This window comes from Aeromonas molluscorum 848, assembly GCF_000388115.1.
Taxonomy (GTDB): domain Bacteria; phylum Pseudomonadota; class Gammaproteobacteria; order Enterobacterales; family Aeromonadaceae; genus Aeromonas; species Aeromonas molluscorum.
On record NZ_AQGQ01000001.1, the window covers coordinates 127,400 to 138,647 of the forward strand.

At 52.4% G+C, this 11,248-nt stretch carries 23 protein-coding genes; all 23 read left to right on the forward strand.

Annotated features, from left to right (window positions below; translation table 11 throughout):
• Nucleotides 1-15: 15 nt before the first annotated feature.
• The 23 genes from rpsS to rplQ all read left to right on the forward strand — a co-directional run bounded on the left by rpsS (nucleotide 16) and on the right by rplQ (nucleotide 10,887).
• The gene (gene rpsS / locus G113_RS00580) at nucleotides 16-294 is read left to right on the forward strand and encodes a 30S ribosomal protein S19 (RefSeq protein WP_005307960.1); all 279 of its coding nucleotides are present in this window, start codon (nucleotides 16-18) and stop codon (nucleotides 292-294) included.
• 10 nt (nucleotides 295-304) lie between these two features.
• Entirely contained in the window at nucleotides 305-649 is a 345-nt protein-coding gene (gene rplV / locus G113_RS00585) for a 50S ribosomal protein L22 (protein ID WP_005890899.1), read from the forward strand.
• A gap of 3 nt (nucleotides 650-652) precedes the next feature.
• Nucleotides 653-1,363 carry a 30S ribosomal protein S3 gene (rpsC, locus tag G113_RS00590; RefSeq protein WP_005890900.1) on the forward strand — a complete coding sequence of 237 codons (711 nt, stop codon included), beginning with the start codon at nucleotides 653-655 and terminating at the stop codon, nucleotides 1,361-1,363.
• A gap of 13 nt (nucleotides 1,364-1,376) precedes the next feature.
• Nucleotides 1,377-1,790: a 50S ribosomal protein L16 gene (gene rplP, locus G113_RS00595; RefSeq protein ID WP_005307963.1), complete on the forward strand. Its 414-nt coding sequence runs from the start codon at nucleotides 1,377-1,379 to the stop codon at nucleotides 1,788-1,790.
• Nucleotides 1,790-1,981, forward strand: a complete 192-nt coding sequence (rpmC, locus tag G113_RS00600) for a 50S ribosomal protein L29 (RefSeq protein ID WP_005319733.1) — start codon at nucleotides 1,790-1,792, stop codon at nucleotides 1,979-1,981. Before rplP ends, rpmC begins: the two co-directional genes overlap by 1 nt.
• The gene (gene rpsQ / locus G113_RS00605; RefSeq protein ID WP_005890905.1) at nucleotides 1,981-2,229 is read left to right on the forward strand and encodes a 30S ribosomal protein S17; all 249 of its coding nucleotides are present in this window, start codon (nucleotides 1,981-1,983) and stop codon (nucleotides 2,227-2,229) included. Before rpmC ends, rpsQ begins: the two co-directional genes overlap by 1 nt.
• Before the next feature lie 147 nt (nucleotides 2,230-2,376).
• Entirely contained in the window at nucleotides 2,377-2,745 is a 369-nt protein-coding gene (rplN, locus tag G113_RS00610; protein ID WP_005890908.1) for a 50S ribosomal protein L14, read from the forward strand.
• Between the two features lie 11 nt (nucleotides 2,746-2,756).
• Nucleotides 2,757-3,074 (forward strand): 50S ribosomal protein L24, encoded by a 318-nt coding sequence (gene rplX, locus G113_RS00615; RefSeq protein ID WP_005890910.1) that lies wholly within the window; start codon nucleotides 2,757-2,759, stop codon nucleotides 3,072-3,074.
• Between the two features lie 13 nt (nucleotides 3,075-3,087).
• Nucleotides 3,088-3,627 (forward strand): 50S ribosomal protein L5, encoded by a 540-nt coding sequence (gene rplE / locus G113_RS00620; RefSeq protein ID WP_005890912.1) that lies wholly within the window; start codon nucleotides 3,088-3,090, stop codon nucleotides 3,625-3,627.
• A 10-nt stretch (nucleotides 3,628-3,637) separates the two neighbouring features.
• Nucleotides 3,638-3,943, forward strand: a complete 306-nt coding sequence (rpsN, locus tag G113_RS00625) for a 30S ribosomal protein S14 (RefSeq protein WP_005319722.1) — start codon at nucleotides 3,638-3,640, stop codon at nucleotides 3,941-3,943.
• A 19-nt stretch (nucleotides 3,944-3,962) separates the two neighbouring features.
• Nucleotides 3,963-4,355 (forward strand): 30S ribosomal protein S8, encoded by a 393-nt coding sequence (rpsH, locus tag G113_RS00630; protein WP_005890915.1) that lies wholly within the window; start codon nucleotides 3,963-3,965, stop codon nucleotides 4,353-4,355.
• Nucleotides 4,356-4,368: 13 nt separating this feature from the next.
• Nucleotides 4,369-4,902, forward strand: a complete 534-nt coding sequence (gene rplF / locus G113_RS00635; RefSeq protein ID WP_005890917.1) for a 50S ribosomal protein L6 — start codon at nucleotides 4,369-4,371, stop codon at nucleotides 4,900-4,902.
• Nucleotides 4,903-4,911: 9 nt separating this feature from the next.
• Complete coding sequence (rplR, locus tag G113_RS00640) at nucleotides 4,912-5,265, forward strand: 50S ribosomal protein L18 (RefSeq protein WP_005890919.1); 354 nt, start codon at nucleotides 4,912-4,914, stop codon at nucleotides 5,263-5,265.
• A gap of 14 nt (nucleotides 5,266-5,279) precedes the next feature.
• A complete protein-coding gene (rpsE, locus tag G113_RS00645; RefSeq protein WP_005890922.1) occupies nucleotides 5,280-5,780 on the forward strand; it encodes a 30S ribosomal protein S5 in 501 nt (166 codons plus the stop codon).
• Between the two features lie 6 nt (nucleotides 5,781-5,786).
• Complete coding sequence (rpmD, locus tag G113_RS00650; protein ID WP_005307985.1) at nucleotides 5,787-5,966, forward strand: 50S ribosomal protein L30; 180 nt, start codon at nucleotides 5,787-5,789, stop codon at nucleotides 5,964-5,966.
• Between the two features lie 2 nt (nucleotides 5,967-5,968).
• Nucleotides 5,969-6,406: a 50S ribosomal protein L15 gene (rplO, locus tag G113_RS00655; RefSeq protein WP_005890925.1), complete on the forward strand. Its 438-nt coding sequence runs from the start codon at nucleotides 5,969-5,971 to the stop codon at nucleotides 6,404-6,406.
• A gap of 8 nt (nucleotides 6,407-6,414) precedes the next feature.
• The gene (gene secY / locus G113_RS00660; protein WP_005890927.1) at nucleotides 6,415-7,743 is read left to right on the forward strand and encodes a preprotein translocase subunit SecY; all 1,329 of its coding nucleotides are present in this window, start codon (nucleotides 6,415-6,417) and stop codon (nucleotides 7,741-7,743) included.
• Nucleotides 7,744-7,770: 27 nt separating this feature from the next.
• Nucleotides 7,771-7,884 (forward strand): 50S ribosomal protein L36, encoded by a 114-nt coding sequence (gene rpmJ / locus G113_RS20345; RefSeq protein ID WP_005319705.1) that lies wholly within the window; start codon nucleotides 7,771-7,773, stop codon nucleotides 7,882-7,884.
• Nucleotides 7,885-8,023: 139 nt separating this feature from the next.
• Nucleotides 8,024-8,380: a 30S ribosomal protein S13 gene (gene rpsM, locus G113_RS00665; RefSeq protein ID WP_005307991.1), complete on the forward strand. Its 357-nt coding sequence runs from the start codon at nucleotides 8,024-8,026 to the stop codon at nucleotides 8,378-8,380.
• 14 nt (nucleotides 8,381-8,394) lie between these two features.
• Nucleotides 8,395-8,784 carry a 30S ribosomal protein S11 gene (gene rpsK, locus G113_RS00670; RefSeq protein WP_005319702.1) on the forward strand — a complete coding sequence of 130 codons (390 nt, stop codon included), beginning with the start codon at nucleotides 8,395-8,397 and terminating at the stop codon, nucleotides 8,782-8,784.
• A 40-nt stretch (nucleotides 8,785-8,824) separates the two neighbouring features.
• Nucleotides 8,825-9,445 (forward strand): 30S ribosomal protein S4, encoded by a 621-nt coding sequence (gene rpsD, locus G113_RS00675; RefSeq protein ID WP_005890929.1) that lies wholly within the window; start codon nucleotides 8,825-8,827, stop codon nucleotides 9,443-9,445.
• Nucleotides 9,446-9,470: 25 nt separating this feature from the next.
• On the forward strand, nucleotides 9,471-10,460 hold the full coding sequence (locus G113_RS00680; protein WP_005307997.1) for a DNA-directed RNA polymerase subunit alpha: 990 nt from the start codon (nucleotides 9,471-9,473) through the stop codon (nucleotides 10,458-10,460).
• A 43-nt stretch (nucleotides 10,461-10,503) separates the two neighbouring features.
• Nucleotides 10,504-10,887, forward strand: a complete 384-nt coding sequence (rplQ, locus tag G113_RS00685; RefSeq protein WP_005307999.1) for a 50S ribosomal protein L17 — start codon at nucleotides 10,504-10,506, stop codon at nucleotides 10,885-10,887.
• Nucleotides 10,888-11,248: the final 361 nt, after the last annotated feature.

Here is an 11,248-nt window from a genome sequence, read left to right on the forward strand (position 1 = left end):
CATAGAGGAATCACCATGCCACGTTCTCTCAAGAAGGGTCCATTTATTGACCTGCACTTGCTGAAGAAGGTAGAGAAAGCGGTGGAAAGCGGGGATAAAAAGCCGGTTAAAACCTGGTCCCGTCGCTCAATGATCATCCCGAACATGATCGGTTTGACCATCGCTGTCCATAATGGTCGTCAGCACGTTCCGGTTTTCGTTACCGAAGAAATGATCGGTCACAAACTGGGTGAATTCGCACCGACTCGTACTTATCGCGGCCATGCTGCTGATAAGAAGGCTAAGAAGCGCTAAGGGATAAATGATGGAAGCTATCGCTAAACACCGTTATGCCCGTACTTCTGCCCAGAAAGCTCGTCTGGTAGCCGATCAAGTACGTGGTCTGTCCGTAGACAAGGCTCTGACTCTCCTGACCTTCAGCCCGAAAAAGGCTGCAGTTCTGGTGAAGAAGGTGCTGGAATCTGCCATTGCAAACGCTGAGCACAACGAAGGCGCCGATATCGACGCACTGCGTGTTGCTACTATCATGGTCGACGAAGGTCCCTCCATGAAGCGCATCCGTCCTCGTGCTAAAGGTCGCGCGGATCGTATCCTCAAGCGTACCGCTCACATCACTGTAGTGGTATCCGACGCTAAGGCTGGGAGATAAGCAATGGGTCAGAAAGTACATCCTAATGGCATTCGCCTGGGTATTACCAAGCCTTGGAATTCTACCTGGTTCGCGAACACCAAAGACTTCGCTGACAACCTGTACAGCGATTTCCAAGTACGCCAGTTCCTGACCAAGGAGCTGAAAAACGCTTCCTTGTCCAAGATCACCATCGAGCGTCCGGCCAAGAGCATCCGTGTGACCATTCACACTGCTCGTCCGGGTGTCGTGATCGGCAAGAAAGGCGAAGACGTTGAGAAACTGCGCAAAGCTGTCGCCGCTATCGCTGGCGTGCCTGCACAGATCAACATTTCCGAAGTCCGCAAGCCGGAGCTGGATGGCAAACTTGTTGCTGACAGCATCACTTCCCAACTGGAACGTCGCGTAATGTTCCGTCGTGCTATGAAGCGCGCCGTACAGAACGCAATGCGCCTGGGTGCCAAGGGCATCAAAGTGGAAGTGTCTGGTCGTCTGGGCGGCGCTGAAATCGCGCGTACCGAATGGTACCGTGAAGGTCGTGTGCCTTTGCACACCCTGCGTGCCGACATCGACTACGCAACTTCTGAAGCCCACACCACCTACGGTGTGATCGGCGTTAAGGTTTGGATCTTCAAGGGCGAAGTTCTGGGTGGTCTGGCTGCAGTTAATGCTGCCGCTGCTCAAGAGCAAGCTCCTGCGAAGCCCAAGCGCGATAACAAACGCCGCGGTAAGTAAGGAGATTCGGTAAATGTTGCAACCAAAGCGTACTAAATTCCGCAAGACCCATAAGGGTCGTAACCGCGGTCTGGCCAACTCTGGTAACGAAGTATCCTTCGGTACCTTTGGCCTGAAGGCGACATCCCGTGGTCAACTGACTGCTCGTCAAATCGAAGCAGCCCGTCGTGCCATGACCCGTCACGTTAAGCGTCAGGGTAAAATCTGGATCCGTGTGTTCCCGGACAAGCCGATTACCGAAAAGCCCCTCGAAGTTCGTATGGGTAAAGGTAAGGGTAACGTCGAATACTGGGTATGCCCGATCCAACCTGGCAAGGTTCTGTACGAGATGGACGGTGTTCCTGAGGCCCTGGCCCGTGAAGCATTCGCCCTGGCCGCTGCTAAGCTGTCCGTTCAGACCACTTTCGTAATTAAGACGGTGATGTGATGAAAGCTCAAGATCTGCGTCAAAAGAGCGTCGATGAACTGAACCAGGAGCTGCTGGGTCTGCTGCGTGAGCAATTCAACATGCGCATGCAAGCTTCCACTGGCCAACTGGCTCAGACTCACACTCTGAAGCAAGTGCGTCGTGACGTCGCACGTATCAAGACTGTACTGACTGAGAAGGCAGGTGCGTAATGACTGACAAAATCCGTACTCTGCAAGGTCGTGTAATTAGCGACAAGATGGACAAATCCATCACTGTCGCTATCGAACGCAAGGTAAAGCACCCGATCTACGGTAAGATCATCAAGCGCACTACCAAGCTGCACGTACACGATGAGACCAACGAGTGTAAAGCTGGCGATCTCGTGGAAATCCGCGAGTGCCGTCCGCTGTCCAAGACCAAGTCTTGGACCCTGGTCGGGATCCTGGAAAAGGCTTAATCAGTCTTTTGTAGTCCAAACGGCCCCCATCAGGGGCCGTTTGTTTTTTAGGCTACCTTTTCCAATTTCTCTGTGTTATAGTTTCGCGCCTTTTGAAGGCAGCCAGATCCCGTATGGGATAAGAAGTAAACAAAGCGGAGCACTAAAATGATCCAGATGCAAAGTATGCTGGGTGTAGCCGACAACTCCGGCGCTCGCAGTGTAATGTGTATTAAGGTTCTGGGTGGCTCGCACCGCCGTTATGCCGGCATCGGCGACATCATCAAAGTTTCCATTAAGGAAGCCATTCCTCGCGGTAAAGTGAAGAAAGGTGATGTATATAATGCGGTGGTCGTACGCACCCGTAAAGGCGTTCGTCGTCCGGACGGCTCAGTCATCCGTTTCGACAACAATGCGGCTGTTTTGCTTAACGGCAACCAACAGCCAATCGGTACTCGTATTTTTGGCCCGGTGACCCGTGAACTACGTAATGAGAAGTTCATGAAGATTGTGTCCCTGGCACCCGAAGTACTGTAAGGAGTCGAACGATGGCAGCTAAAATCCGTCGCGAAGACGAAGTGATAGTTCTTACCGGTAAAGACAAGGGCAAGCGTGGCAAAGTCACTCAAGTCCTGATTGCTAAAGGTAAGGTTCTCGTGGAAGGCATCAACCAGGTGAAGAAACACCAGAAGCCGGTACCCGCTTTGGGTCAGGCTGGCGGTATCGTCACCAAAGAAGCCCCCCTCGATGTTTCAAACGTAGCGCTGTTCAACTCTGCCACTGGCAAAGCTGACCGCGTTGGTTTCCGGATTGAAGACGGCAAAAAAGTTCGTTTCTTCAAGTCTACCGGCGAACTTGTGAAGTAATTGGAGTTTAACGATGGCGAAACTGCATGATTACTACAGATCCGATGTAGCACAAGAACTGTCAAAGCAGTTCGGTTACAAGACGATCATGCAAGTCCCTCGGATCGAGAAAATCACCCTGAATATGGGTGTTGGTGAGGCGATTTCTGATAAGAAATTGCTGGAAAATGCTGCTGCCGATATGGCTGCCATTTCCGGTCAGAAGCCGCTGATCACCAAAGCTCGCAAATCTGTTGCGGGCTTCAAGATTCGTGAAGGCTACCCGATAGGTTGTAAAGTAACCCTGCGTGGCGAGCGTATGTGGGAGTTCCTGGAACGGCTGATCTGCATCTCCGTACCGCGTATCCGTGACTTCCGTGGCCTGAATGCTAAAGCGTTCGATGGTCGTGGTAACTACTCCATGGGCGTGCGTGAGCAAATCATCTTCCCGGAAATCGACTATGACAAAGTCGATCGCGTCCGTGGTCTGGATATCACCATCACCACTTCCGCGAATACCGATGAAGAAGGCCGTGCTCTGCTGGCTGCCTTTAACTTCCCATTCCGCAAGTAAGGTTAGGGTTATGGCTAAAACATCCATGAAAGCACGTGAAGCAAAGCGTGCGAAGCTGGTAGCCAAGTTCGCCACTAAGCGAACCGAGCTGAAAGCTATCATCGTTGATATGAACGCTTCTGAAGAAGCGCGTTGGGATGCTGTCTTGCAACTGCAACAGCTGCCCCGTGATTCCAGTCCGTCCCGCCAGCGTAACCGTTGCAATATTACTGGTCGTCCGCACGGTTTCCTGCGCAAGTTTGGCCTGTCTCGCATCAAGGTGCGTGAGCATGCCATGAAGGGCGAAATTCCAGGTCTCAAAAAGGCCTCTTGGTAAGAATCTCGGGAGTTAGACTATGAGCATGCAAGATCCGATCGCGGACATGCTGACCCGCATCCGTAACGGTCAAGCGGCGAGCAAAGTTGCGGTTTCCATGCCTTCTTCCAAGCTGAAAGTGGCTATCGCCCACGTGCTGAAAGAAGAAGGTTACATCACTGGCTACTCCGTAGCTGGCGATGTGAAACCGGAACTGGAAATTGAACTGAAATATTTCCAGGGCAAACCGGTTGTAGAACTGATCCAACGCGTGAGCCGTCCCGGCCTGCGTATTTATAAGCGCACTACCGATCTGCCGAAAGTTATGGGCGGTCTCGGTGTTGCTATCGTGTCCACGTCTAAAGGTGTGATGACTGACCGTGCAGCTCGTAAAGCTTGCATGGGCGGTGAGATCATCTGCTACGTCGCTTAATAGGAGGTAGGATATGTCTCGTGTTGCTAAGGCACCCGTCACTATTCCTGCTGGCGTAGAGGTGACTCTGAACGGTCAGGAACTGTCCATCAAAGGTGGTAAAGGTTCCCTGGTTCGTTCTATTCACGCCGGTGTAGAAGTGACCAAAGAAGACAATGTACTCAAGTTCGCCCCGCGCGACGGCTCCACTGGTGCCGACGCTCAGGCTGGTACTGCACGTGCATTGGTCAACAACATGGTAATCGGTGTTACCCAAGGCTTCGAGCGTAAGCTGCAGCTGGTTGGTGTAGGTTATAAAGCCTCCATCAAGGGCAATGCTGTCGCGCTGGCCCTGGGCTTCTCTCACCCGGTTGAGCATGCGCTGCCGGCTGGTGTGACCGCTGAGTGTCCTACTGCTACTGAGATCATTCTCCGTGGTGTAGACAAGCAGATGGTTGGCCAAGTCGCCGCCGATATCCGTGCTTACCGCGCTCCGGAGCCCTACAAGGGCAAGGGTGTACGCTATGCCAACGAGCAAGTGCGTACTAAAGAAGCTAAGAAGAAGTAAGGTAACACTATGGACAAGAAAGCAGCTCGTCTCCGTCGTGCTACTCGTGCTCGGAAGAAGATGCAGGAACTGGGAGCAACCCGTCTGGTTGTTCACCGTACCCCGCGTCATATCTACGCGCAGGTAATCGCAGCCAACGGTTCCGAAGTTCTGGCCTCTGCTTCCACAGTAGAGAAAGCCATCAGTGAAGCAATCAAGTACTCCGGTAATGCTGATGCAGCTACCGCAGTCGGGAAAGCCATCGCTGAGCGAGCTATCGCCAAAGGCATTCAGAACGTATCTTTCGATCGTTCCGGTTTCAAGTATCACGGTCGTGTAGCCGCTCTGGCTACCGCTGCTCGTGACGCTGGTCTTCAGTTCTAAGCTAGGAGTCGAAGATGGCTAAAGTCGAATCTCAAGCCGGCGAACTGCAAGAAAAGCTGATTGCAGTAAACCGTGTTTCGAAAACTGTTAAAGGTGGTCGTATCATGTCCTTCACCGCGTTGACCGTGGTGGGTGATGGTAACGGCCGTGTAGGTTACGGTTACGGTAAGGCCCGTGAAGTTCCCGCCGCTATTCAAAAAGCGATGGAACAGGCTAAACGTAACCTGAGCAAAGTAGAACTGAACAATGGCACTCTGCACCACCCGGTGCAAGGCGTTCACTCCGGTTCCACCGTGTTCATGAAGCCGGCCTCTGAAGGTACTGGTATCATTGCAGGCGGCGCCATGCGTGCTGTGCTGGAAGTTGCTGGTATCCACAACGTGCTGGCAAAGACCTACGGTTCCACTAACCCGATCAACGTTGTTCGCGCAACTGTAGACGCTCTGGTACAGGGTCAATCCCCGGCCCAGATCGCTGCCAAGCGTGGTCTGCGCGTTGAAGAAATTCTGGGGTAATGCGACATGGCTAACACTGTAAAAGTAACTCAAACGCGCAGCTCTATCGGCCGTCTGCCTAAGCATAAGGCGACTCTGCGTGGTCTGGGTCTGCGTCGCATTGGTCACACCGTTGAGCTGGAGGATACTCCTTGCGTCCGCGGTATGATCAACCAGGTTTACTACATGGTTAAGGTGGAGGGCTAAGCATGCGTCTGAACACTCTGTCTCCGGCCCCTGGCTCTAAGTCTGTTAAGCACCGTCCGGGCCGTGGTATTGGCTCTGGTCTGGGCAAGACTGGTGGTCGTGGTGTTAAAGGTCAGACCTCTCGTTCCGGTGGCGGTAAAGTCCGCGCTGGTTTTGAAGGCGGCCAGATGCCGTTGAAAATCCGTCTGCCGAAGTTCGGTTTCTTCTCTCGCAAATCTTTGGTTTCTGCCGAAGTGCGTCTGAACGAAATCGCCATGGTGGAAGGTGATGTGGTCGATGTGAGCACTTTGAAGCAAGCTGGCGTTCTGACTAAGAACATCGTGTTCGCTAAAATTGTTCTGTCTGGCAACATTGACCGTGCTGTGACCGTTCGTGGTGTGTCCGTCACCAAAGGTGCACGTGCAGCCATCGAGGCCGCTGGCGGTAAAATCGAGGAATAATCAGTACAATGGCTAAGAAACCAGGATTGGATGTTAAAGCGCAGGGTGGTCTGAGTGAACTGAAGAGCCGTCTGCTCTTCGTTCTCGGGGCGATTATCGTTTTCCGTGCAGGCTCTTATGTGCCGATTCCTGGTATTGACGCCGCCGTACTGGCCGAGTTGTTCCAGCAACAGAAGGGCACCATCATTGAGATGTTCAACATGTTCAGTGGTGGTGCACTCTCGCGTGCTTCTATTCTTGCGTTGGGGATCATGCCGTACATTTCGGCGTCGATCATCATCCAGTTACTGACCGTGGTTCATCCCGCTCTTGCTGAACTCAAGAAAGAAGGTGAATCCGGCCGTCGCAAGATCAATCAGTATACCCGCTGGGGTACATTGATTTTGGGAACCTTCCAGGCCATTGGTATCGCAACCGGTCTGCCGAATATGATGCAAGGACTCGTGACTCATCCGGGTTTGGGCTTCTATTTCACGGCGGTTGTGAGTCTGGTCACCGGCACCATGTTTTTAATGTGGTTAGGTGAACAGATTACCGAGCGTGGTATCGGTAACGGCATCTCGTTGATTATTTTCACCGGGATCGTTGCTGGGCTGCCTCATGCCATTGGTGCTACGGCCGAACAGGCACGTCAAGGGGAATTGCACATCCTGCTGTTGTTGTTGCTGGGCTTGATTGTTTTCGCAGTGACTTACTTTGTGGTGTTCGTAGAGCGTGGTCAACGTCGTATCGTCGTTAACTATGCAAAGCGTCAACAAGGCCGCCAGGTATTCGCCGCGCAAAGCACACACCTGCCATTGAAAGTAAATATGGCTGGTGTGATTCCTGCGATTTTTGCATCCAGTATCATCCTCTTCCCAGGGACCATTACCTCTTGGTTTGGTCAGGGCGAGGGCAAGGTAGCAGACGTTCTGCAGCAGGTCTCTATGGTCCTGCAGCCGGGTCAGCCCTTGTATGAGATGCTGTATGCAGCAGCCATTATCTTCTTCTGTTTCTTCTATACTGCGTTGGTGTTCAACCCACGCGAGACGGCAGACAACCTGAAGAAGAGTGGAGCCTTTATCCCGGGGATTCGCCCGGGCGAGCAGACAGCACGTTATATCGATAAGGTTATGACTCGCCTGACATTGGCAGGTGCACTCTATATAACCTTTATCTGTCTGGTACCCCAGTTCCTGATGACTGCCTGGAACGTACAGTTCTATTTCGGTGGCACTTCGCTGCTGATTATTGTGGTAGTTATCATGGACTTCATGGCTCAGGTACAAACCCATATGATGTCTCATCAATATGGTGACGTCCTGAGGAAGGCCAACCTGAAGGGCTACGGCCGCTAAAGGTCGGCGTAGTTACGGAGTTAAGCAATGAAAGTTCGTGCTTCCGTTAAGGCAATCTGCCGTAACTGCAAAATCATCAAGCGTCACGGTGTGGTGCGTGTGATTTGCAGCGAGCCAAAGCATAAACAGCGCCAAGGCTAATTTTTTACGGTTAGGACTTGCAACAAACAGTTGTGCTGGCTAATATAGCCAGCCAACTTTTGTTGTGTATTGGTTGACCGCCATGTATCCGCTCACGGGCTTTGTGGTGGTCGTTATCTACTCTATGTAGGAGTGAACAGTGGCCCGTATCGCTGGCATTAACATTCCTGACCATAAGCATGCAGTCATCGCTTTGACTGCGATTTATGGCGTCGGTCGTACCCGCTCCAAGGCCATCTGTGCCGCAGCCGGTATTGCTGAGAATGTGAAAATTAAAGACTTGGACGAAGCTCAGATCGAGAGTCTGCGCGAGCAAGTAGGTAAATTCACCGTTGAAGGTGACTTGCGTCGTCAGATATCCATGAACATCAAACGCTTGATGGATCTGGGTTGCTACCGTGGTTTGCGTCACCGTCGTAGCCTGCCTGTTCGTGGTCAACGTACCAAGACCAATGCTCGTACCCGTAAGGGTCCGCGCAAGGCTATCAAGAAGTAACGGGAAGGTAGAAAATGGCTAAAACTCCGACTCGTGCTCGCAAGCGCGTTAAAAAGCAAGTGAGCGACGGTATTGCACACGTTCATGCATCTTTCAACAACACAATCGTGACCATTACTGACCGTCAGGGCAATGCTCTGTCATGGGCTACCTCTGGTGGTTCAGGTTTCCGTGGTTCCCGTAAGTCCACTCCGTTTGCTGCCCAGGTAGCTGCTGAGCGTGCTGGTGAGATCGCCAAAGAATACGGCGTGAAGAACCTGGAAGTCATGGTCAAAGGTCCGGGTCCCGGTCGTGAGTCCTCCATCCGCGCGCTGAACGCGGCTGGTTTCCGCATCACTAATATTACTGATGTGACTCCGATCCCGCACAACGGTTGTCGTCCTCCCAAGAAGCGCCGCGTATAACGCTGGTTGCTAATTGGTCTAGGATTGTTGGAGAAAGAAGATGGCAAGATATATCGGTCCTAAGCTTAAGCTTAGCCGTCGTGAGGGCACCGACCTCTTCCTGAAGTCAGGTGTTCGTGCGATAGATTCCAAGTGCAAGATTGACACTGCTCCTGGTCAACATGGTGCGCGTAAAGCGCGTCTGTCTGACTACGGCGTGCAACTGCGCGAGAAACAAAAAGTTCGTCGTATCTACGGCGTGTTGGAAAAACAGTTCCGCAACTACTACCGTGATGCTGCCCGTCAAAAAGGCAACACCGGCGAAAACCTGTTGCAGCTGCTGGAAGGTCGTCTGGATAACGTCGTTTATCGCATGGGCTTTGGTGCTACCCGCGCTGAATCTCGTCAGCTGGTGAGCCACAAGGCTATCCTGGTAAACGGTCGCGTTGTTAACATTCCTTCTTTCCAGGTTTCCCCTGAGGACGTGATCTGCGTTCGTGAGAAGGCTAAGAAGCAAGCGCGTATCAAAGCTTCCCTGGAAGTTGCTGGTCAGCGTGAGAAGCCGACTTGGGTAGAGGTTGATACCGCTAAAATGGAAGGTGCCTTCAAGCGCCTGCCAGAGCGTTCTGACCTGTCTGCCGACATTAACGAGCAGCTGATCGTCGAGCTTTACTCCAAGTAAAGCTAGCTTCTAAAGAGAGGACACAATGCTGGGTTCTGTAACAGATTTTCTTAAGCCGCGGCTAGTTGACATCGAGCAAGTTAGCCCGACTCACGCAAAAGTGACTCTTGAGCCACTTGAGCGTGGTTTTGGTCACACGCTGGGTAACGCCCTGCGTCGTATTTTGCTGTCATCTATGCCCGGTTGTGCAGTCACAGAAGTCGAGATCGACGGCGTGCTGCATGAGTACAGCAGCAAAGAAGGTGTACAGGAAGACATTCTTGAAATCCTGCTCAACCTGAAAGGTATCGCTGTGAAGCTGGAAGGCAAGGACGAGGTAACTCTGTCCCTGACCAAGTCTGGAACAGGCCCCGTTACCGCAGGTGATATCACTCACGGTGATGAAGTCGAGATTGTTAACCCGGAGCACGTAATCTGCCACCTGACTGGTGCCAATGCTGAGATCAGCATGCGCCTGAAAGTTCAACGTGGTCGTGGTTATGTGCCTGCTTCTGCTCGTGTTCACAACGATGATGAAGAGCGCCCTATTGGTCGCTTGTTGCTGGACTCCGCGTTCAGCCCTATCGTTCGTATTGCCTACAATGTTGAGGCAGCGCGTGTGGAACAGCGTACCGACTTGGACAAGCTGGTTATCGACATGGAGACCAATGGTACTCTGGATCCTGAAGAAGCCATCCGTCGTTCTGCCACTATTCTGGCCGAGCAACTGGAAGCCTTCGTGGATCTGCGCGATGTCAGCGTGCCCGAGAAGAAAGAAGAGAAACCCGAGTTCGATCCGATCCTGCTGCGTCCTGTCGATGATTTGGAGCTGACAGTTCGTTCTGCGAACTGTCTGAAGGCAGAAGCTATCCACTATATTGGTGATCTGGTACAGCGTACCGAGGTTGAGCTGCTTAAGACTCCCAACCTTGGTAAGAAGTCCCTGACTGAGATCAAGGATGTGTTGGCCTCCCGTGGTCTGTCTCTTGGCATGCGCCTTGAGAATTGGCCGCCCGCCAGCATCGCTGACGAGTAATCCAGATTACGGGTTTCACAGATTTAGTTAGAAGGATAAGGTCATGCGCCATCGTTTGAGTGGTCGTCAACTGAACCGGAACAGCAGCCATCGTCAGGCTATGTTCCGCAACATGGCCAGCTCCCTGGTTCGTCATGAGATCATCAAGACGACTCTGCCTAAGGCAAAAGAGCTGCGTCGTGTCGTTGAACCGCTGATCACCCTTGCCAAGACCGATAGCGTTGCTAATCGTCGTCTGGCATTTGCCCGCACTCGCGACAACGCGATCGTGGCTAAGCTGTTCAATGAACTGGGCCCGCGCTACCTGGAGCGCGCCGGCGGTTATACTCGCATTCTGAAATGCGGTTTCCGTGCCGGCGACAACGCCCCTATGGCTTACATCGAGCTGGTAGACCGCCCGGCCGCTGCTGAAGCAGCGGCTGAGTGATAAAGAAAAAGCCGGGCTTGTCCCGGCTTTTCTTTTAATGGATTCTGATACTGCCTCAACTGCCTCAACTGCCTCAACTGCCTCAACTGCCTCAACTGCCTCAACTGCCTCAACTGCCTCAACTGCCTCAACTGCCTCAACTGCCTCAACTGCCTCAACTGCCTCAACTATTCCAGGGCGGTAGCCTGATTTCCCCTTTCTTTATATATATGCCTGTTTGCCTATGCTCTGCGCTAAAGCTTTCTCATTGCTAACATAGGAGGATTCTGGGATATGAATGGAATAGCTTGTGTGTGATCTGTTCTTGTTGCGAGTCAAAGTAGAGGGAAACGGATATTCCTAGCCCTATCAAGATCGTTTT

Bases quoted from the DNA above. Each gene is read 5' to 3' on its own strand.
- rplX (WP_005890910.1), top strand. From the start codon at position 2,757: ATGGCAGCTAAAATCCGTCGCGAAGACGAAGTGATAGTTCTTACCGGT.
- rpsK (WP_005319702.1), top strand. From the start codon at position 8,395: ATGGCTAAAACTCCGACTCGTGCTCGCAAGCGCGTTAAAAAGCAAGTG.
- rplF (WP_005890917.1), top strand. From the start codon at position 4,369: ATGTCTCGTGTTGCTAAGGCACCCGTCACTATTCCTGCTGGCGTAGAG.
- rpmD (WP_005307985.1), top strand. From the start codon at position 5,787: ATGGCTAACACTGTAAAAGTAACTCAAACGCGCAGCTCTATCGGCCGT.
- rpmJ (WP_005319705.1), top strand. From the start codon at position 7,771: ATGAAAGTTCGTGCTTCCGTTAAGGCAATCTGCCGTAACTGCAAAATC.
- secY (WP_005890927.1), top strand. From the start codon at position 6,415: ATGGCTAAGAAACCAGGATTGGATGTTAAAGCGCAGGGTGGTCTGAGT.
- rpsE (WP_005890922.1), top strand. From the start codon at position 5,280: ATGGCTAAAGTCGAATCTCAAGCCGGCGAACTGCAAGAAAAGCTGATT.
- rpsH (WP_005890915.1), top strand. From the start codon at position 3,963: ATGAGCATGCAAGATCCGATCGCGGACATGCTGACCCGCATCCGTAAC.
- rplR (WP_005890919.1), top strand. From the start codon at position 4,912: ATGGACAAGAAAGCAGCTCGTCTCCGTCGTGCTACTCGTGCTCGGAAG.
- rpsQ (WP_005890905.1), top strand. From the start codon at position 1,981: ATGACTGACAAAATCCGTACTCTGCAAGGTCGTGTAATTAGCGACAAG.
- rpsD (WP_005890929.1), top strand. From the start codon at position 8,825: ATGGCAAGATATATCGGTCCTAAGCTTAAGCTTAGCCGTCGTGAGGGC.
- rpsC (WP_005890900.1), top strand. From the start codon at position 653: ATGGGTCAGAAAGTACATCCTAATGGCATTCGCCTGGGTATTACCAAG.
- rplE (WP_005890912.1), top strand. From the start codon at position 3,088: ATGGCGAAACTGCATGATTACTACAGATCCGATGTAGCACAAGAACTG.
- G113_RS00680 (WP_005307997.1), top strand. From the start codon at position 9,471: ATGCTGGGTTCTGTAACAGATTTTCTTAAGCCGCGGCTAGTTGACATC.
- rplP (WP_005307963.1), top strand. From the start codon at position 1,377: ATGTTGCAACCAAAGCGTACTAAATTCCGCAAGACCCATAAGGGTCGT.
- rpsS (WP_005307960.1), top strand. From the start codon at position 16: ATGCCACGTTCTCTCAAGAAGGGTCCATTTATTGACCTGCACTTGCTG.
- rplO (WP_005890925.1), top strand. From the start codon at position 5,969: ATGCGTCTGAACACTCTGTCTCCGGCCCCTGGCTCTAAGTCTGTTAAG.
- rpmC (WP_005319733.1), top strand. From the start codon at position 1,790: ATGAAAGCTCAAGATCTGCGTCAAAAGAGCGTCGATGAACTGAACCAG.
- rplQ (WP_005307999.1), top strand. From the start codon at position 10,504: ATGCGCCATCGTTTGAGTGGTCGTCAACTGAACCGGAACAGCAGCCAT.
- rpsN (WP_005319722.1), top strand. From the start codon at position 3,638: ATGGCTAAAACATCCATGAAAGCACGTGAAGCAAAGCGTGCGAAGCTG.
- rplV (WP_005890899.1), top strand. From the start codon at position 305: ATGGAAGCTATCGCTAAACACCGTTATGCCCGTACTTCTGCCCAGAAA.
- rplN (WP_005890908.1), top strand. From the start codon at position 2,377: ATGATCCAGATGCAAAGTATGCTGGGTGTAGCCGACAACTCCGGCGCT.